This is a genomic window from Marinobacter sp. M1C, from assembly GCF_023314135.1.
Taxonomy (GTDB): Bacteria; Pseudomonadota; Gammaproteobacteria; order Pseudomonadales; family Oleiphilaceae; genus Marinobacter.
Genome location: NZ_CP092289.1, coordinates 3,743,795 through 3,764,209, shown reverse-complemented (window position 1 = coordinate 3,764,209; position 20,415 = coordinate 3,743,795). Strand labels below are relative to the sequence as shown.

Genomic DNA, 20,415 nt, shown 5'->3' with positions numbered 1-20,415 from the left:
ATTTGCCTTTTCTGCTTTTCCTGCCCTGCATTAACCTCATTGTTGCGCTGGCTTCCTTAGCTTGGGCGATATTCAACATCGATGCCTACTTGATGGCTATGTCTGAGTTAGTTGTTGAGCAGCTTAGAGCAGATATCTCCTCATCGGAGGTTATGCCATGAACGACAAAGCCTTTCACTTCCTCATTTTGCAACTGGGACAACTGACACCCAGCCAGCGGCATCAACTACACAGCTATTTCCAACAGGTCGATACGGGCGCGGCGGACACGCTGCTCGTCGAGCACTCTCCCACCTGCTGTCCGCATTGCCAGGCATCGCGGCTCAGGCCGTGGGGCTCAAGCCACAATCTGCCGCGTTACCGTTGCGCCCAATGCAGACGTACTTGCAATCCGTTGACCGGAACACCGCTGGCCCGCCTGCGTAAACGTGAGCAATGGTTCTGCTACGCTCAGGCGCTAATCGACGGCAAAACCGTGCACCAGGCTGCTACTGAGTGTCACATCAAAAGAACACGGCCTTCTTGTGGCGCCACCGCTTCTTGGCTCTGGTTGCGGGGCATCAGGCTCAACGCGAGTCCGGCATCGTGGAAGCGGATGAGACCTTCTTTCTGGAGTCCTTCAAAGGCCAGCGAAAAATCTCTCGCAAGGCCCGTCAGCGGGGCGGAGTCAGCCTAACTCGCGGAACGGGGCCCGACCAAATTCCAGTGCTGGTGGTGCGTGATCGGACCGGGGAAACCGCAGATTTTATCTTGCCAAAGCTCAATGCCATCGAAGTCAGCCGCGCACTCAAGCCGTTGGTCGCAGCGGATGTCTGTCTCTGTACTGACGGGGCCTCGGTTTATCGGGCTTTTGCGACAAAAGCGGGAATCGAGCACCAGGCTGTATCTGCTCGCCGGCCCCGTGTCCGCGGTGCTTTTCATATCCAGAACGTCAATGCGTACGACAGTCGATTGAAAAACTGGATGATTCGGTTCCACGGTGTGGCGACCAAATACCTGAAGAACTACTTGGGTTGGCGACGGTTGCTGGAGCGATACCCTGAGCTAACTCCCGAATGCTGTTTGCTGGAAGCAACCGGTCGAGTATCGCAACAACTAATTGGGACATAGCCTTTTTTTACCGTTAAATCTAAACCGTGGCAACCTTGAACTCGTTAGCCAGGTCTTGCAATTGGCGCGCCAGGCGAGCCTGCTCTTCAGTCACTTGGGTGATTTCCTGGGAGCCGGTCAGGGTCAGCAGTGCTGATTCGCTAACCGATTCCATATTGCCGGCGACCTCCCGGGTGACCGACACCTGCTCCTCCGACGAGGCGGCAATCTGCGTCGCCATGTCGGAAATGTTGTTAACGTCCGCCAAAATATCGGCAAAGGTCTGTTCCAATTCTTCGGCTTGGAGGCTGGTTTCCGTCGCCAACTTGTGGCTACTTGTGATGGATCGGCTGGCGCTTGCGGTCATATCCGTCACGCCCTTGATGATATCTTCAATGCGGATGGTCGATTCATGGGTCTGGCGTGCCAGAGTGCGCACTTCGTCAGCGACCACCGCAAAGCCGCGGCCGTGTTCACCGGCGCGGGCGGCTTCAATAGCCGCGTTCAGGGCCAGCAGGTTGGTCTGCTCTGCAACCTTGCGGATCACGTCGACTACATCACTGATATGGCTGCTTCGTTCTTCGAGCTCTTCAATCACCTTATTAACCTGCTGCACCGAATCTGCCAGCGAGCGGATACGGCTAACACTGCCGTGCAGCACTTGCTCGCCGGTTTTGCTTTTCGCCATTGCGCTGTTCGCCGCATCTGCCACCTGTTGCACGTTGCGTGAAATTTCTTCTGACGTGGCAGTCATTTCTTCGGTTGCCGCCGCAACCTGCTCGATCTGTTGCTGCTGGCTGCGGATTTGCTTCGCATTCTGGCTCGCGGTGGAGCTGGTTTCTTCGGTCGCCGTGGCCAGCTGTATGCTGGACTGGTCGATCAGTTTCAGTGCTCGCCCGAACACACTGAATAACTCGTTTGTGGCTTTGCCAAAGGCGCCAAGTTCATCGCTGCTGGTAATCACAATGGGCTGGCGCAGATCTTTGTTGTTCATGGCAAAACGGATGCCGTCGAGTAAATTGGTTATTTGCCGGTTAATCGCCTTGATAATCAGCACCATCAGCACCAAAGCAATCAGCGTTGCCAAACCCGCCAGCACGACGGCAGTAATAAGTTCTGAGCGGGCGCTGTCAAGGTGGCGCTGGGCTATGTTGTGGGCTTCATCCAGTATCAGGGTGCGAACCTGATTCATGGCCTGAATACGGCGGGTGGTTGTGTCGAACCACTCAGTGGAAATAAGGTCGAGCATGCCGGCGGTCGAACTGAACAGGGTGTTACGCATGTCAGTCATGGCAAGGCTTTGGCTCGATGCTTCAAAATCTATCAGGCGTTGGCGCCGGGGTGAATCGGTTGGCAGCATGGCAGCGGCTGCGCTCATATGTCCGTCTTGAGCACCCGCCAGTTCCGCCAGTTGATTCAGGCGGCTCAGGCTGAACTCGCTGGTGCTGATCAAAACGGCGCCCTGAGCTCTTTCTGTTCCGGCATTCTCGGCGGCCTCTGCCATATTCAGGTAAGCGTTTACCTGGCGGGTAAGCTCGGCATTGTCGGTGCGGCGGATAATCAATGGAATGCGGTCAATCAGCTGGCGGACCATTACCGTATAGCGCGCCGCTGATTCTGCTGGCTTTATTTTACCATCCAGAATGGACTGACGCAGAGCGGTGAGACCAAGCAGGCTGTTTTGGGACTCTTCGATACTGGACAGAACACCAGAATCAAATTTTTGGGCCTGCATTATATCAGGAAGCTGGCGACGGTATTGCGCAAGCTGCTGATCTGTAATATGTTTCTTGGCTTGCAGTGCCTGTAATGCGACTTCTCTCTGATCGGTGTCGGCGTTGTTGGTCAGCACAATAGCAGAGCGGCCACGTTCAACCTGAAGAGCGTCTATTACTGGGTCGGCAAGGGCCACGAGGTTAGTCATGCCCTGCAGTTCACCCATCTCTTTCAGATCACTGTAGTCGCTGATGACACTTTGGCTGACGAACAGCAGCATGGCCAGAAGCACCGGTAAAACAAGAACAATCAGTTTGCTACGCATGGATAACGATCTAAGCCAGTTCATAATAGTATCCTGCGAAAAGCGACGGCTTTTGATGGTGAGTCAGATGTGTCTGTCTTTTCGGTGTACCGGATAAGACGAAGACCAGTCGGGGGAAATGTGTTCATGGGAATCTGACTACTTAAAATGTGGACGTTAGGAGGAGCCTAAGAAAGAAGCAAAGTAATGTCTAGTTTAGCAATACGACGCAGAATACCTATTTAGGGGTATCAGCTAAGCACCTGACGAAGGTCAATGCACTGCAGATTGCACGGCGTATGGTTTCGTAACTCTATGTATGGAAGACGGTTATGGAACTAGTATGTCCGGCCGGCAGCTTGCCGGCGCTGAAAGCAGCTGTGGATAACGGCGCCAACGCAGTTTACCTTGGCTTTAAAGACAGCACCAATGCGCGCCAGTTTAAAGGTTTGAATTTTAATGACAAGCGCGCCTCAGAAGGCATTGAGTACGCCCACAAAAAAGGCGCGCGGGTGTTCTGCGCAATTAACACCTTTCCTCAGCCTCAAGGCTGGAAAACCTGGACCGCCGCGGTAGACCGGGCCGCAACGCTGGGCATAGATGCGATGATACTGGCAGACATGGGGTTACTGGATTATGCCGCCAGTCGCTACCCCCAAATAGACAGGCATTTGTCGGTACAGGGGTCAGCCACCAGCTACGAAGCGTTACGCTTTTATAAAGATAATTTCGGCATCCGCCGTGCGGTGTTGCCGCGGGTGCTATCGCTGGACCAGATTCGCGGTCTGGCGAAGCACAGCCCGGTAGAGCTTGAAGTATTCGCCTTTGGCAGCCTGTGCATCATGGCCGAAGGCCGCTGTTACTTATCTTCTTATATCACCGATGAATCGCCTAATACCCGCGGTGCCTGCTCGCCGGCCAAAGCCGTGCGCTGGCAGGAAACTCCCCAGGGATTGGAATCGCGGCTTAATGGCATTTTGATTGACCGCTACGGCAAGGGCGAATCCGCCGGTTACCCAACCCTGTGCAAAGGTCGCTTTGAAGTAGAAGGCAGCGTTTACCATGCCATTGAAGAACCGGTCAGCCTGAACACCATAGACCTGCTTCCGCAGTTGCAGGAGCTGGGCATCAGCGCGGTGAAAATTGAAGGCCGCCAGCGCAGTCCTGCTTATATCGCCGACGTGGCCAGCACCTGGCGCCAGGCTCTGGACCGGCTTGAAAATAGCGCCGCTGAATTTGTGGTAGACCCGGCCTGGAATGCCACCCTGGCAGGTTTGTCAGAAGGCGGCCTAACCACCATCGGCGCCTATCACCGCAAATGGAAATAAGATGAAAGATCCTATGCTCAAACTCTCATTAGGCCCTGTACTTTGGTTTTGGTCACGGCAAACCGTGTTTGATTTCTACGCCAACGCTGCGGAATGGCCGGTAGATACGGTGTACCTGGGTGAAACCGTATGTGCCCGCCGCCGCGAACTGAAACTCGTCGACTGGCTAGAAATTGCGAGCGTACTGAAAGATGCTGGCAAACAGGTGGTGCTCTCTACTCAAACTCTGATTGAATCCGAAGCTGATCTGCGCCTGCTTCGCCGCATTTGCAGTCAACAGGATTACCTGATTGAAGCCAATGACCAAAGCGCGCTACAGCTGGCCAGTAGCAATAATTTGCCCTTTGTAACGGGGCCGGGCCTGAACATTTACAACGTTGCGACGTTGAAGGTGCTGGCAAAGCGTGGTTTGAAGGGGTGGAACCTGCCCGTGGAGTTGGGCCGTGAAACTCTGGTCGAGCTGATTGCAGAGTTAAAAGCCGAAGGCCTGGATTTGCCAGTGGAAGTGTTTTCCTGGGGTTTTTTACCCTTGGCCTGGTCGTCGCGCTGCTTTACCGCACGCCATTACAACCTGCCAAAAGACAACTGTGAATTTCGCTGCTTACAGCATCCAGATGGCCTGGAACTGCGTTCGCGGGAATCTCGCGAGCTGTTCAGACTGAATGGTACATCGACTTTGTCCGGTGCCCGTTACGACTTGCTGCGAGAACTGCCAGACATGGTTGCCATGGGAGTAAGTACCGTTCGTCTAAGCCCGGAACACGAAGGTATGGCCGAGGTGGTGCAGCGCTTTGACCAGGTTCGCCGAGGTGAAAAACCAGATGTTGACCCACTGCAGCTGGTGGAAGCGCCGCCCTGTAACGGCTACTGGTACGGCAAACCGGGGATGGATCTGGTGACGGAGCGGCTTTGAGCACCGATAGTATAAAACGTCATTACATTGCTTTACGCTGCGCTGCCGAAACATGTATACAATATAACTCTATTTCGTCGTCGGAGCCGTAACATGTTTTTTTGGCAGTATAAGCACCGAGCTAAAGTTCTTGAGCTGGAGTTGTCTGCGGTACAGAACAGCGTGGCGCAGCTTAACGAAGAAAAACGTCTTCTTGAATCCCGGTTCGAAGCCGAAACCAAAGCACTAGAAGAGGCAAAAGTGCAGCAGGCGTTGAGCCGACGTTTGATGGCAGGGCTAGGCCAGTTTGGCAATTCACTGAAAGAGCTGAAAGGTTCTTTCAGTGAATTGTCGCAGCTTCTGGGGTCGCGCCGCAGTGAGGCGCTGAAAACACGAGATGAATCCGGACAAGTAAGAGACCGAATGGTATCGCTGGTGCAAAGACTCGGAGATGCTCGCAATAGTGCCGCCAGTTCGGCACGGGATATGGACTCTTTAGAATCCGAAACTGGCAGCATTACATCGCTGGTGGATGTGATTGACGGTGTTTCTGACCAAACGTCGTTGTTGGCATTGAATGCGAGCATTGAGGCTGCCCGCGCTGGCGAACACGGGCGCGGGTTCAGTGTGGTGGCAATAGAGGTCAGAAATCTTGCCCTTCGTGCAGGCGAGGCTACCCAAGAAATTGAGTCAGCCATAGAGCGTATCCGAGCGCAGACAAAAATTGCAGCCGGGGCCAGCCGTTCTAATAGCGAAGAAATGGAAAAACTTGCCGCAGAGGCTGATGGCGCACGCGAACGGTTGCTGATGTTGATTGATATGGCCGGTACGTCTTCGGATGCATTAGGGCACGCCGCTGTATTGTCTGAAATTGAGTTAGCTAATCTTGAAGAGCTCGACATTAAGCTGACCGTGTACCAGATTCTGGCAGGCCTTTCTGACAAGGCAGCCGACAGCTTGCCTGACGCCACGGAGTGCGCATTGGGGCAATGGTATTACCAAGGGGGAGGCCATAAACAGTACGCGGGCCAAGTGGATTTTAGAGCCATTGAAGAGCCCCACCGGTTGGTGCATATTTATGCCAAAGAGGCTGTGCAAGCTCATCATGACGGCCGTGCAGAAGATGCTTTGAAGGCCCTGGAAGCTATGGAAAGCAACAATCTGAACGTGATGGCGCGCTTGCGCCGCTTGGTTGCGAGAGGTTAGACAGCTGAAAACGATACTTTGGGACGAGAAGGCCCAGACATGCATCGGAAGCAATTGGCGGATATTGGGTCAAATGATCTGAACTAACAAAGGGTCATGGCTGATTACACTTGTTCCCGCAGCAGCATCGTTTTGATGTGACCAATGGCCTTCATGGGGTTGAGCCCCTTCGGACAGTACGCCATACAGTTACCTATCCCACGGCAGCGAAATACACTGAACGGATCGCCCAGTTTTGCCAAACGCTCGCGGGTGGCCGTGTCCCGTGAGTCCACCAAAAATCGGTTAGCTTGAAGCAAGCCTGCTGGTCCGATGTATTTTTCCGGGTTCCACCACCAAGACGGACAGGCAGATGAGCAGCAAGCGCAGAGAATGCATTCATATAACCCGTCAAGTTTTGCGCGGTCCTCCGGGCTTTGCAGTCTTTCGATCGCTGGATTTGGTGTGTCGGTGATCAGCCATGGTTGAATACGTTCGTACTGCTTGAAGAACAGTGCTTGGTCAACCACTAAATCGCGGATCACTGGCATACCTGGTAGTGGACGAATCTTCAGAACGTTCTTCTTACCCAAGGCGTCCGCTACCGCAGTAATGCAACCCAGGCCATTGCGGCCATTCATGCTGAGCCCGTCAGAGCCACAGACACCCTCTCGACAAGAGCGCCGAAACGTGAGTGTTGTATCCTGGGTCTTCAAGTGCTCCAGTACATCCAGCACCATGCGGCTCCGGAACTCGTCGCCCACCTCAACATCCTGGTTGTACGGTATTTCATCCTGCTCGGGGTTATAGCGGTATAGCCTGACGATAAAACCACTCATGGCTTTGTTCTCCCACGCATCGGCTTGATGCCTTCGAAAAAAAGAAGTATTCAGTTTGAAGGTTAGCAGATGATCCATACAAACAAGCGAAATGTGCGAAAAAAGAACTCGATGCCACGCATCATCAATTAACGGTGGTAAATTCACTCTGGCAAAGCTGGGACTTCTGTTCCGTTCTTATAAATAGCAAGAGGCAGGCGAACACGTCGGCGATTTCCTAGTTTGCACCGGCGTATTTGTAGCAGTGCACATACCGGCTATGCTGGATAAGGCGCTACATTAACTTTGAGGATAATGCATGGATTCCGTCGAATGTCTGGAATGGGACAGTCTTTTGGCTTCTAATCGGGTGTTTCGGCAATATCTTGAACAAAAAGAAACTCCGCCAAAAAGTTAGGAGGCTCGGTAAACGAGCTTAATGAGCGAATGCTCCTCGTTCATCTCGGCGATCGGTATTTCCAGATCGCGCGGCTGCTCATGTTTCATTCGTGTCAGAACGTGAGCGTTCTCTTGCTCAAGGTGGGCGGTGAGGCTGCGCTCCAGTTTTTTAATGGCCAGCGTAACGCCTTTAGGAACGTCACGGTGTGTTCTGTGGACAGCCTCGATCTTACGAGCGAGCCGGTGCAGTTTCGACAGTTGTTCAACATGACCGACATCGTAGCCGCGTATGATGAGCTCCAGCAGCACGTCTGTGTCTAACGCCTCAATCGGTGTTTGCTCCATCACCGTATCAAACAACTCCTGGCACAACTGGTCCGGATTGATATCGGCAATAGTCGCAACGGCCTCAACGGTTGCCTGACGATTCGCGCCGAGATCAGGCACATACTTGCTTGATATATCAACGGTTTGGGGGCACTGGTCGATGAGTTGGGCGACCGTAGTTTCATGGTAGCAGCCGATAATGTCCTGATAGTTCATTGTTGATTCTCCTTTTCCATTAAACATATATGTATAATAGATGTTACAGGTTGTCAAGAATTGTTCTCATTTTCATTGAATGCTCCAGAACTCAACGGGCTCGAAAACGTGTGCGCCAGAACCTGTTCTACTTAACAGCTTGCGGATGCACAGACAGATCTCGGGTGACGCCGAACAATACGCTCCCAGTCGTTAATCGTGCAGCTTCGCCGGCTTGAACGATCGCACAAGTCCAACAAAGGTCACCGCCCAGGCCGCAAGGGCAAGATAGAAAAAGCTGATGGGTATGAAATCAAGAAAGTGAAAGCCCAGAGCAGCCGCCATTTCATGGGTACTGGCGGCGTACATACCCAAAGGGAACACCGCACCCCAATACAAAGGGTCATATTCCAGTGGGAAGCGCTTATAAACGTGCCGCCATATACCTAGAATAAAAAGCATGGGTATCCACCAGGTTCCAGTCGCCCAATAAAAAACTGAAAAGCCTTTTAGAAATGGCAGCAGTGAATCCAGAAAAGGCGCATCTTTAACGTTCACGATCAGCAACGAGCCGGCCAGTGTGGAAATGGCCATGGCGCCCATGTTTATCCAGTACGGAGGCGCAAGGTCACTAGGGGAAAACTTGAAAAACGTATAGCGATAGAAGATTAACGACATCATCCAGATGTACAGCATGCCGCCCCAGAGCCACATGGATAACGCCAGAAAGTTAATGCCCAGCTTGTAAGGTTGTGGCATATCCACCGCAATCAACGCACTGAGTACCGCAATTGACTGGGTTGCCACCACCGCAAGCAGCCACCCTCCCGTAATGCCTTTATCCAGAGACGGCTTTTCCTCTTTGACCGTGAACGCGGTAAATATGGTGTAGGTCAGCGTCAGCCAAAGCAGTATGGCAACCACCCAGAGAATTCGGCCGGCCAGAGTGTAATCCGTCAACATAATGAACTGGCTGCCAAGAACACTGGAGCCAGCAGGCAGGGTAAAAAACCCGGGACCACGAAGGTGGTCTATAACATCGAGCAGGAATTCTCGACGATACCTCAGAAACCTGGCAAATGTAGCAGCCCACAAAGCCCCGTAGAAGCCTATGTTTACAGTGAACAGGCTGATGGCTATCAAATCAAAACCCAGCATGTGAGCGGTTAGCGATATGATGCCAGTTGCCATCACAATGCCAAAATAGGCCGGTGACAGGCTTTTCAGATCGTGTTTCATACCTTGGTTACCTGCAACCAAATAACCGTCTCTCCCAGCCTTCGACCTGTTGTGTTTCAAGGCGTTGTTTCGCGAGCTGGCGAAGGTTGGGGGAGAGCTCTTTCATCTCCGCCATGTTTGTAAGGGCGTACTGATCCATGGTGTTTTCATAAAGCACGGACAATACCCGGCTAAGCGTCCAGTCTTCATGGGGCCGCTCCTTGAGTATCAGCGTGTCTCCGTTGCTGATCATGCCGGGCTGCAGAACCCGGTAGTACCACCCTGTTCTAAGGCTGTTTTGCAGTCGGCGGGACATATCCGGTATGCCAAAGCGCAGGTTCAGCCGCCAGCAGGGTTGGCGCGGCTGGGATACCTGAATGATGGCCTCTCCAAGCTCAAAAATATCTCCGGCGCAAACATCGAATTCGGTAAGTCCGTCAGTCACCAGGTTTTCGCCAAAAGCACCAGGCTGGCAATGCTCTGAGGCTGGAACAGGGAGCTTGCGCCGTAACCGGGCATAATGGTCTGAGGCAAAATGATGCAACGCTTTTTCAGCACCGCCGTGGTGGCGCTTGTCACCCTGCTGGTCATCGCTTAGGCCACTGGCATTCAGATAGGCGGAATCTATCTCCCGTTTGTGTATGCCCGTTAGCATTTCGGTACCCGCAAGCTGTTCCAGCCTGCCAATCCTGAGTTGCCTGATCACAATGCATTTTGCCATGCAAAACCTCCTAAACTTCGTAAACCGGGGGCGCCATCCCATAGGGCGGCACGGATTTGATATGGCTGCCAGCAGCAAAAGGTTTCAGAAGAAAAGCAATTGGCGGATATTAAGTTTCCACTCCAGGCTGTCCAACAGATTTTTCAGTGCCAGGCCCAGTTCGGTGTCGCCCTCAATCACCAGGCGGCGTTGGAAAAACAGCTGGTCTGGGTCCTGATTCCGTTCGGCCAAGGTTTTGAAAGCGCTCAGAGAACCCCGAATGGTCGCCTCACCTGGGCCGTTTACAATGCGCAGCCTGCCCGCCCAGAACCCAAAAGTGACACCGGGCTGACCGCCATTCAGCTCCAGGCGAATTCTGTGCCCTTCAAAATCATCAAACTCGCCGTCGGCAATGGCTTCGGCAAACAACCCATTCAACGGCGCTTCGATGATCAGCTGTTTTAACACCAGCGGAATACGATGATCAATAGCGGCCAATAACGGAGAAGGCGAGGGTAGATACTCGTTCAGCAGCGCCAGTGAATCGGTCATTAACGGGTTAGCGACCAGTTTTTGGCTTGCGGCCTGCACACGGGATATGCCTGGCAGCGTATTGAATGCAGATAATGAGGGGCGCGGCAAAAAGGTTGGCATGTGCAGGGCCATGAGTGTCTCCGTTGTTGGTCAAACACGCCGCTAAGGGCACGTATGGAAACCCCTACATTAACCAAGGCTGGCCCGTGCCGCGTTGATATCGCTCAGCTCTTGTGCAGACCCTCTTCAACAGCCCACACCGCGACTTCCACCCGCGACCGCAAATTGAGTTTTTTTAGCAAGTGCTTCACGTGCACTTTGACCGTGCCGTCGCTGATATCCAGCTTGCGGCCGATCATCTTGTTAGACAGACCTTCGGCGATGAGCTTCAGAATGTCTTTTTCCCTTGGCGTCAGGCTGTCGAAGTCTGGCCGCGCCGGCTGTTGCGATTTGTTATTGCGCAGTGCGTCTGCCAGCAGGGAGGTAAGGCGTTCGCTGATGACCAGCTTTCCTACGGCGGCCTGGTGCAGCTGTTTAATCATATCCTCCGGTTCCATATCTTTTAGAAGATAGCCGTCGGCACCAGCGCGTAATGCTTCAACCACATCGTCTTGCTGGTCTGACACGGTGAACATAATAATGCGCGAGCTGATGTTGTGGGCTCGTAGCTGCCGCAAGGCTTCTATACCGCTCACATCCGGCATATTCAAATCCATCAGGATCAGGTCTGGTTCCAGTTCCAGAGCAATGCGCACGCCGTCCGTCGCATTGCTGGCCTCGCCTGCTACCTCAAGATCCGGTTCCATTTCGATCAGTTGCTTGATGCCCTTGCGCAATAAAGGGTGATCATCTATCAACAGTATGCTTGCAGGTGTATCACACATGGCTTTCTCTTTATGTGGGTAAACCGTCAATTGAAATCCGCGGTTTGCGGGATATTGGCCGGTTTAACCGGGATCAGGTTCCGGGCGTGGGGAATAAAATGCAAACTCACTTCTACTCCTCCTTGCGGATGATTGGCGACCTTTAGCTGGCCGCCCAGTGAGCGGGCACGGTCTTGCATAATGATCATGCCGTAATGGTTCTCTGGCTGGTCTGAATCGGGTAACCCGCGACCGTTGTCACGAATTTTAACCTTAACCTGCGGAGACTCGAAACTGACGTCGACCCACACCGCTTCGGCCTTGCTGTGCTTGACCGCGTTGGCCAACGCTTCGCGCACAACTTGAAGCGTGTGAATTTCTTCATTGGGCGACAGCGTCTGTGCGGGCAGTTTGTACACCAGATTGACGGGTTTGGCCATGCGTTCAGAAAACTCGTGCACGGTCTGGCGCAGTGCGGCGCCAAGGTCCGGTGTGTCCAGCTTCAAGCGAAAGGTCGCTAACAGTTCCCGCAACTGACGATAGGCACTGCTTAAACCTGTGCTCAGTTCGTCCAATACCGCGTCATAACCGGTTTTTTGTGGGCCGTCCATGTTCATTCTGCGCAATCGAGTAACCTGGATTTTAAGGTATGACAAAGACTGGGCCAGGGAATCGTGGAGCTCGCGGGCAATAACGGTGCGTTCTTCGGTCAGCGTCCGCTGTTGTTCTTCGGTAATTTGCCGCTCCAGAAATATGGCTGTGGCCAGCTGATCGCTGAGAGTTTCCAGCAGCCTTCGTGCGGTTTTAGACAACTCTTGTGAGGCCGGGTACCAGACCTCCAGTGTGCCCAGCAGTTGGCCAGGGGTGCGAATGGGCAGGAGCAAACGGCGGCCGTCATTGCCGGGCATTGGCAGCTCGTCGTGTTCCTCTTCGGTCACCAGGCAGGCGCTGCAGCTGTGATCGCGGCAGTAAAATGGGCGCACCATTGTAGCAGTAGTGACGGCTTGAACCGGCTCTGCGGAAGCTTTATCGTGCAGATACAGGTTGATAGGGCCTATGCCGAGCATCTGCTCCAGCTGCTTCAACATGGGCACTGCACCATCGCACAAGCTGTGATTCGCAAACAGAGTGCGGCTGGACGAATGCAGTAATTCGAGCGCAGCGTGGCTTTTCTCCAGCTCTTCGGTTTTGGCTTGGACCTTACTTTCCAGTTCGTAGTAAGTGAGCGCCAGCTCGCTGGTCATCTGGTCAAACGCCGACCCGAGCTGCGCCAGCTCATCAGAGCCACGCAGCTCGGCCTTGCGGGAAAAATCTTGCTTGCTCACGGATTCGGCAATGCTCACCAGTTTTCGTAGCGGCCGTAGAACTCGCTTTTTCAAGTCCAGAAACAACGCCAATACGATCAGGATAGCGAACACCAGACTGATCACCTGTATCAGGTCCAGCAGGCGGATGCGGGCTTCGGTGCGATGTTCAAGCATAGACACCAGCACATCGACATTGTCCACGTAGCTTTGAGTGGTGTTAATCATCGAGCCTGTTAGCGGGCCTCCGGGCCGGTGTTGTGCCAGCATGGGGCCGACGCTGGAATTCCACTGGTTGACTACGTCGCGGTAGCGTTGCGCCAGCGGGTGATCTGTTGTGAGTGGTAATGACTGGACAATATCAGCGTGGACCAGGCGCTGATTGTAGAGGCTTACCATCTGGTCAAGGGCCTGGCGCCCATTGGCGGTATTCTGGTCTTCCAGTCGCGCTACCTGCGCCAACAACTGATACGCGCCCATACGCAGAGTGCCCGTCAGGTTTATGGCGGTGGCGTTACCGGCAATGCTTTGTGATACCCCAAGGGTGACCCCCATACTGACAATGGCGGTGAGTACCACCGCGCCAACAGCGATTGCAATTCGATTTACTAGTGAGCTTTTGGAGGTCATAGGGCATTTGTGAGGTGGAGAGTGGATATCGATAAATGCCATCTACCTCTTTACGGATAGACAGCTACCCACGAGGTTATTAAGCCATCATAGTCTTTGACCGCCGGACAGGCAAAGTAGGACACTCAAAGGCACGTCCGCCAACAGGATAACGCCATGAGTGTGGGGCCAGGACCGTCCGAAATCCGAGCTTTACAGCTATCGGCCGACAGCATCGAATCGGATGACGAACGGGGTGAAGAGCGCTATGCATCTTTATTATTAGTGTTACCGCTAGCGCTGGCCGGTTTCATTATTGCGGCTGCCTGCTGGACTCTCTTCGCAGTGGTCGGAGTGACTCTGCGTAGCGAGTTTCAGCTGAATGAACTTCAGTTTGGCCTGTTACTGGCAATGCCGATGGCGGTGAGTGCATTGCTAGCGGTCCCGGCAGGACTGTTTGCGGGTATGTGGGGTGCCAGGAAAGTCATGTTGTGGTGCCTTACAGGCCTGGCGTTAAGTATGGCGCTGGTGTTCTTTGCCGATAGTTTTGCTGGTTATATTCTCGCCGCTGGTGGTTTAGGCCTGGCCGGTGGTTTTTACAGTGCGGGTCTGCAATTTGTAACCATTCATTGCCGACCGCAACGGCTCGGGCTGGTGTTGGGTGTGTTTGGTGCGGGTATTACCGGCGCCGGTTTCAATTATTACCTGGTGCCACTTCTGCACCAGGCCTACTCCTGGCAAGGTGTTCCTCTGGCTTATGTCATTGTGCTGCTGCTGATATTGGCACTGTTTCTGATGCTCACCGAGCCCGACGACCAAACCGCATCCTTTGCGAGCAATGCCGCGACCTGGCGCAAATGCTGTGCGCCAGGGGTTTGGAATTTGTGTGGTTATTTTTCCATTATTGCCGGCAGTTTTTTCGCATTGGCCCTGTGGCTGCCGGATTACCTGTCAGCACGTTCGGGCCTGCCAGTAGGCCTGGGTGCGCATCGGGCTTTGTGGTTTGTATTGCCGGGCGCTCTGGCACAGATTGCGGGCGGTGCGCTGGCCGATCGTTTAGGTAGCAGCCGGGTCGTTATATGGGCATTGCTGTTGGCGCTGGCGGCGCTATTTGTGTTGTCTTACCCACCGATGACTCTCTCGGTACAAGGTGTGGGGCGCTCTTATCATCTAGAACTTTTGCTGCCGCGGGTGTGGGAAGCCGGTGTAATGACTGTGCTCGGAGCCGCCCTGGGCTCGGCTATTGGTGCTCTGCAGCGGATGATTATTCTGGCAAGCCGCGAAGCGGCTGCGGTAATGGCGGGCGTTTTGCTGCTGGGTGCGTTCGCTGTGGCATTCGTGTTGCCCATTGTATTCGCCGCCATCAACGCCTGGCTGAATGTGCGTTCTGCCGTGTTCATGCTGCTGTTCGTGATGCTGGCAGCCTGTATTTTATTGTTCGCCCGAAACACCCGGCGGCGTGAGCGCCGCAAGCTCTCGCTCGCAGAGCCCCGAGTGGTCTAGGTGCCGTCTACCCCCCTGGTGGTAGGGGCTGGTTAAGAGGTAGTAACCACGCTGCTTTCGCTATTGGGTTGTCACACAATGGTCTCAAATCGTTAATGCGATCCGGCAAACGGAGAGAGAGACCATGAGTCATTTGATCGACAAGCTGAGCTACTTCAGCAAAAAGCGTGAATCCTTTTCTGGCGACCACGGCGAAACCCATACCGAAAACCGTGACTGGGAAGACAGCTATCGCCAGCGCTGGCAGCACGACAAAATTGTGCGCTCTACCCACGGCGTAAACTGCACAGGCTCTTGCAGCTGGAAAATCTACGTTAAAAACGGTCTGGTCACCTGGGAAACCCAGCAAACCGATTACCCCCGTACCCGCCCGGATCTGCCTAACCACGAGCCTCGTGGTTGCCCTCGTGGCGCCAGCTATTCCTGGTACATGTACAGTGCTAACCGCCTGAAGTATCCACTGATGCGCAAGCATCTGATGCAGCTCTGGCGCGCCGCCCGCGTTCAGTTCAACGACCCGGTGGATGCCTGGGCCTCGATTGTGGAAGACCCAAAGAAAACCGCTGAATACAAGCCACGCCGCGGTTTGGGCGGTTTTGTGCGTTCCGACTGGAACGAAGTGAACGAGCTGATTGCAGCGTCTAACGTGTACACCGCCAAAAAACACGGCCCGGACCGCATCATCGGCTTCTCACCGATTCCTGCGATGTCGATGGTGTCTTACGCCGCGGGTAGCCGTTACCTGTCGCTGATTGGCGGCACGTGCCTGAGTTTCTACGACTGGTACTGCGACCTGCCGCCGGCTTCCCCACAAACCTGGGGCGAGCAAACCGACGTTCCTGAATCCGCAGACTGGTACAACTCCAGCTATATCATTGCCTGGGGCTCCAACGTTCCGCAAACCCGTACTCCGGATGCCCACTTCTTTACCGAAGTGCGCTACAAAGGCACCAAAACCGTTGCCATCACTCCGGATTACGCCGAAGTTGCGAAGTTGTCTGATGAGTGGCTGAACCCCAAGCAAGGCACCGACGCCGCGCTGGGTATGGCTATGGGCCACGTGATTCTGAAAGAGTTTCACGTTGATAATCCCAGCGCCTACTTTACCGATTACGTGCGCCGCTACACCGACATGCCGTACCTGGTGAAGCTCGACAAAATGGAAGACGGCCGTTACGTGCCGGGCCGGTTCCTGCGCGCCAGCGATCTGGTGGGCGGACTGGGCGAAGAGAACAACCCCGAGTGGAAAACCATTGCCATTGATGAAATTACCAACCAGCTAACCGCGCCAAACGGCTCTATCGGTTACCGCTGGGGTCAAAAAGGCAAGTGGAATCTGAAGCAAACTGCAAAAACAGAAGATGTAAATCTGCAGTTGTCGATGGTTGAAAAGCACGACGAAATTGTGGACGTTGCCTTTCCGTATTTTGGCGGCATCAAGCACGAGCATTTCAAATCCGTTGAGATCAGCGACACCCTGACCCACAAGCTGGGCAGCCGAAAAATTGAACTGGCAGACGGCGAAGAAGCTTTAGTCGTCACCGTATACGACCTGATGATCGCCAACTACGGCATCAGCCGTGGCCTGGGTGAAGACGACGGCGCTACCGACTACGATCAGATCAAGCCGTACACACCCGCCTGGCAGGAAAAGATCACCGGCGTACCCGCTCACAAAGTGACGCGCATCGCCCGTGAATTTGCCGAGACTGCTCACAAAACCAATGGTCGCTCCATGATCATCGTGGGTGCCGGCATGAACCACTGGTACCACATGGACATGAACTACCGCGCGCTGATCAACATGCTGGTCATGTGTGGTTGCGTGGGCCAGAGCGGTGGCGGTTGGGCCCACTATGTAGGTCAGGAAAAACTGCGCCCACAGACCGGCTGGCAGCCTTTGGCCTTCGGCCTGGATTGGCAGCGCCCGCCACGCCAGATGAACGGTACATCCTTCTTCTACGCCCACTCTGGTCAGTGGCGCTATGAGAAACTGGACGTAAGCGAGATTTTGTCGCCGCTGGCGGACAAGTCCAAATTCGGTGGTAGCCTGATCGACTACAACGTACGCGCCGAGCGTATGGGATGGTTGCCGTCTGCGCCGCAGTTTAACCGTAACCCGCTGGGCATTGCCGCCGAAGCGGAAAGCGCCGGTATGGACGTGCCAGCGTACGTGACTCAGTCCTTGAAGGACGGCTCACTGGCGTTTGCCTCGGAAGATCCGGAAGCCCCGGAAAACCACCCGCGCAATATGTTCATCTGGCGTTCCAACCTGTTGGGTTCTTCCGGCAAGGGCCACGAGTACATGCTGAAGTACCTGCTGGGTACGACGAGTGGTTTGCAGGGCAAAGATCTGGGTCACGACGGTGGCGTCAAGCCGCAAGAAGTGAAGTGGCACGACAAAGCGCCGGAAGGCAAGCTGGACCTGCTGGTAACCCTGGACTTCCGCATGTCCACCACCTGCCTGTATTCCGACATCGTTCTGCCTACCGCTACCTGGTATGAAAAAGACGACCTGAATACCTCGGATATGCACCCGTTCATTCACCCGCTGACCGCGGCTACAGATCCGGCGTGGGAATCCCGCAGCGACTGGGAAATCTACAAAGGCATTGCCAAGGCATTCTCCAAGGCGTCTGAAGGTCATCTGGGTATCCAGAAAGACGTGGTTACCGTACCGCTGTTGCACGACGCACCCGCTGAACTGGGTCAGCCGTTCGATGTAAAAGACTGGAAAAAAGGCGAGTGCGAGCTGATTCCGGGTAAAACCGCGCCCAACTTCATGACCGTTGAGCGCGATTACCCGAACACTTACGCGCGCTTTACGTCCCTTGGGCCCCTGCTGGACAAGCTGGGTAACGGTGGCAAAGGCATCAATTGGAACACCGAAAAAGAAGTGGCGTTTCTGGGTGAGCTGAACCACAAACACCTTGAAGGCGCTAATGCGGGCCGGCCGAAAATTGACACGGCCATTGATGCCTGTGAAGTGATTCTGAGCCTGGCTCCGGAAACCAATGGCCAGGTCGCTGTGAAAGCCTGGGCTGCGTTGTCTGAATTCACCGGGCTGGATCACACGCACCTGGCACTGAACAAGGAAGACGAAAAAATCCGCTTCCGCGACATAGTGGCGCAGCCGCGCAAAATCATCTCCAGCCCGACCTGGTCTGGCCTGGAAGACGAGCATGTGTCCTACAGCGCAGGCTACACCAACGTGCACGAGCTGATTCCCTGGCGCACGCTGACCGGCCGCCAGCAGTTCTACCTGGATCACGAATGGATGCGCGCCTTTGGTGAAAGCCTGCTGGTGTATCGCCCGCCCATCAACACCAAAGCGGCGGCACCGCTGCTGAACGCCAAGCCCAACGGCAACCCGGAGAAGGCGTTGAACTTCCTTACACCGCACCAGAAGTGGGGTATACACAGTACCTACAGCGACAACCTGCTGATGCTGACCCTGTCTCGTGGCGGCCCCATTGTGTGGCTTAGTGAAGACGACGCCCGCGATATAGGTGTGGAAGACAACGATTGGATAGAAGTGTTCAACGCCAACGGGTCTTTGTCAGCGCGGGCGGTGGTTAGCCAGCGGGTGATGCCGGGCATGGTGATGATGTACCACGCTCAGGAGCGCATTGTGAATATTCCCGGCTCGGAAATTACCGGCAGCCGCGGTGGTATTCACAACTCGGTTACCCGGGTGTGCCCGAAGCCCACTCACATGATTGGTGGCTATGCCCAGTTCTCGTACGGCTTCAACTACTACGGCACCGTGGGTTCCAACCGCGACGAGTTCGTTGTAGTGCGCAAAATGAAGAACGTTGACTGGCTTGATGGCGAGGGCAGCGACACTGTTCAGGAGAGTGTGAAATGAAAATCCGTTCCCAAGTAGGCATGGTGCTGAACCTGGATAAGTGCATTGGTTGCCACACCTGTTCAGTGACCTGTAAAAACGTCTGGACCAGCCGTGAAGGCATGGAGTACGCCTGGTTCAACAACGTTGAAACCAAGCCCGGTATTGGTTACCCGAAAGAGTGGGAAAACCAGGACAAGTGGAAAGGCGGTTGGCTACGCGACCCTAGCGGCAAAATCCGCCCCCGCATCGGTGGCAAGTTCCGGGTGTTGGCGAACATTTTCGCCAACCCGGATCTGCCGGAAATTGACGACTACTACGAACCGTTCGATTTCGACTATCAGCACCTGCACACCGCAGGCGATAGCAAACACCAGCCGGTTGCACGGCCGCGGTCGCTGATCACCGGCAAGCGCATGGACAAAATCGAGTGGGGCCCGAACTGGGAAGAAATCCTGGGCACCGAGTTTGCCAAGCGTCGCAAGGATAAAAACTTCGACCAGATTCAGGCCGACATTTACGGCCAGTTTGAAAGCACGTTCATGATGTACCTGCCGCGTCTGTGCGAGCACTGTCTGAACCCCACCTGTGTGGCCAGCTGTCCCAGCGGCGCCATCTACAAGCGGGAAGAAGACGGCATTGTGCTGATCGATCAGGACAAGTGCCGCGGCTGGCGCATGTGTGTATCCGGCTGTCCGTACAAGAAAATTTACTTCAACTGGAAAACCGGTAAATCCGAGAAGTGCATCTTCTGCTACCCACGGATTGAAGCCGGTATGCCCACCGTGTGTTCGGAAACCTGCGTAGGCCGGATTCGCTACCTGGGCGTGCTGCTGTATGACGCTGACCGGATCGAAGAAGTAGCCAGTACCCCCGGCGAGCACGAACTGTACGAGAAGCAGCTGGAAATCTTCCTCGACCCGTTTGATTCAAAAGTGATCGAGCAGGCGACGAAAGACGGCGTGCCAATGAATGTGATCGACGCGGCCCAGCGCAGCCCGGTGTACAAGATGGCGGTTGAGTGGAAACTGGCCCTGCCGTTGCACCCGGAATACCGCACTCTGCCCATGGTGTGGTATGTGCCGCCCCTGAGCCCGATTCAGTCAGCCGCCGAAGCCGGCCAGGTCGAGTTTGACGGCGTACTGCCGAAAATCGAAAGCCTGCGCATTCCAGTGAAGTACTTGGCCAACCTGCTCACCGCCGGTGACGAAAAGCCCATCGTACGTGCGCTAAAACGCATCATGGCCATGCGCTTGTACAAGCGTGCTGAAACCGTAGACGGCGTGGAAGACCTGCGGGCACTGGAAGAAGCCGGGCTGACCAAAGCCCAGGCGGATGAAATGTACCGCTACCTAGCCATTGCCAATTACGAAGACCGCTTCGTGATTCCCACCGGTCATCGCGAAATGGCCAAAGAAGCCTTCCCCGAGCGCGGTGGTTGTGGTTTCAGCTTTGGCGACGGCTGTAGCGGCAGTAGCAGTGAATTCAACATGTTCGGCGGCAAAAGCCAGACCACCACCATGGTGCAAAAACTGACCACGGTGAAACAGGTTGACCCGAAACAGCTGCAGGATTGAGGAGCAG

14 protein-coding genes and 1 pseudogene are annotated in these 20,415 nt (G+C 54.6%); 7 read left to right on the top strand and 8 right to left on the bottom strand.

The window, feature by feature from the left end; translation table 11 throughout:
• Positions 1 to 157 precede the first annotated feature (157 nt).
• A pseudogene (locus tag MIH19_RS17730) lies at positions 158 to 1,110 on the top strand (IS1595 family transposase).
• 19 nt (positions 1,111 to 1,129) lie between these two features.
• Here the strand turns inward: MIH19_RS17730 and MIH19_RS17725 are convergent.
• Positions 1,130 to 3,154 (bottom strand): methyl-accepting chemotaxis protein, encoded by a 2,025-nt coding sequence (locus tag MIH19_RS17725; RefSeq protein WP_249006116.1) that lies wholly within the window; start codon positions 3,152 to 3,154, stop codon positions 1,130 to 1,132.
• A 287-nt stretch (positions 3,155 to 3,441) separates the two neighbouring features.
• Between MIH19_RS17725 and MIH19_RS17720 the strand changes: the two genes are divergently transcribed.
• The 3 genes from MIH19_RS17720 (at position 3,442) to MIH19_RS17710 (ending at position 6,535) form a co-directional block, all read left to right on the top strand.
• The gene (locus MIH19_RS17720) at positions 3,442 to 4,437 is read left to right on the top strand and encodes a peptidase U32 family protein (RefSeq protein ID WP_249006115.1); all 996 of its coding nucleotides are present in this window, start codon (positions 3,442 to 3,444) and stop codon (positions 4,435 to 4,437) included.
• A gap of 13 nt (positions 4,438 to 4,450) precedes the next feature.
• Positions 4,451 to 5,350, top strand: coding sequence for a U32 family peptidase (locus MIH19_RS17715; protein WP_249009046.1), 900 nt, complete (start codon positions 4,451 to 4,453; stop codon positions 5,348 to 5,350).
• A 93-nt stretch (positions 5,351 to 5,443) separates the two neighbouring features.
• Positions 5,444 to 6,535 (top strand): methyl-accepting chemotaxis protein, encoded by a 1,092-nt coding sequence (locus MIH19_RS17710; RefSeq protein ID WP_249006114.1) that lies wholly within the window; start codon positions 5,444 to 5,446, stop codon positions 6,533 to 6,535.
• Between the two features lie 104 nt (positions 6,536 to 6,639).
• On the opposite strand, the gene MIH19_RS17705 is transcribed toward MIH19_RS17710, so the two are convergent.
• The 7 genes from MIH19_RS17705 to MIH19_RS17675 all read right to left on the bottom strand — a co-directional run bounded on the left by MIH19_RS17705 (position 6,640) and on the right by MIH19_RS17675 (position 13,502).
• A complete protein-coding gene (locus MIH19_RS17705; RefSeq protein ID WP_249006113.1) occupies positions 6,640 to 7,353 on the bottom strand; it encodes a succinate dehydrogenase iron-sulfur subunit in 714 nt (237 codons plus the stop codon).
• 393 nt (positions 7,354 to 7,746) lie between these two features.
• Positions 7,747 to 8,274, bottom strand: a complete 528-nt coding sequence (locus MIH19_RS17700) for a hypothetical protein (protein WP_249006112.1) — start codon at positions 8,272 to 8,274, stop codon at positions 7,747 to 7,749.
• Positions 8,275 to 8,466: 192 nt separating this feature from the next.
• Entirely contained in the window at positions 8,467 to 9,492 is a 1,026-nt protein-coding gene (locus MIH19_RS17695) for a tellurite resistance/C4-dicarboxylate transporter family protein (protein ID WP_249006111.1), read from the bottom strand.
• A gap of 7 nt (positions 9,493 to 9,499) precedes the next feature.
• Positions 9,500 to 10,192, bottom strand: a complete 693-nt coding sequence (locus MIH19_RS17690) for an MOSC domain-containing protein (RefSeq protein WP_249006110.1) — start codon at positions 10,190 to 10,192, stop codon at positions 9,500 to 9,502.
• An 84-nt stretch (positions 10,193 to 10,276) separates the two neighbouring features.
• Positions 10,277 to 10,837, bottom strand: a complete 561-nt coding sequence (locus MIH19_RS17685) for an SCP2 sterol-binding domain-containing protein (RefSeq protein WP_249006109.1) — start codon at positions 10,835 to 10,837, stop codon at positions 10,277 to 10,279.
• Positions 10,838 to 10,929: 92 nt separating this feature from the next.
• Positions 10,930 to 11,589, bottom strand: a complete 660-nt coding sequence (narL, locus tag MIH19_RS17680; RefSeq protein ID WP_249006108.1) for a two-component system response regulator NarL — start codon at positions 11,587 to 11,589, stop codon at positions 10,930 to 10,932.
• 26 nt (positions 11,590 to 11,615) lie between these two features.
• Positions 11,616 to 13,502, bottom strand: coding sequence for an ATP-binding protein (locus MIH19_RS17675; RefSeq protein ID WP_249006107.1), 1,887 nt, complete (start codon positions 13,500 to 13,502; stop codon positions 11,616 to 11,618).
• 156 nt (positions 13,503 to 13,658) lie between these two features.
• Between MIH19_RS17675 and MIH19_RS17670 the strand changes: the two genes are divergently transcribed.
• The 3 genes from MIH19_RS17670 to narH all read left to right on the top strand — a co-directional run bounded on the left by MIH19_RS17670 (position 13,659) and on the right by narH (position 20,408).
• The gene (locus MIH19_RS17670; protein WP_249006106.1) at positions 13,659 to 14,984 is read left to right on the top strand and encodes an MFS transporter; all 1,326 of its coding nucleotides are present in this window, start codon (positions 13,659 to 13,661) and stop codon (positions 14,982 to 14,984) included.
• Positions 14,985 to 15,108: 124 nt separating this feature from the next.
• Entirely contained in the window at positions 15,109 to 18,852 is a 3,744-nt protein-coding gene (locus tag MIH19_RS17665; RefSeq protein WP_249006105.1) for a nitrate reductase subunit alpha, read from the top strand.
• The gene (gene narH, locus MIH19_RS17660) at positions 18,849 to 20,408 is read left to right on the top strand and encodes a nitrate reductase subunit beta (RefSeq protein ID WP_249006104.1); all 1,560 of its coding nucleotides are present in this window, start codon (positions 18,849 to 18,851) and stop codon (positions 20,406 to 20,408) included. The genes MIH19_RS17665 and narH overlap by 4 nt, the downstream gene beginning before the upstream one ends.
• Positions 20,409 to 20,415 lie beyond the last annotated feature (7 nt).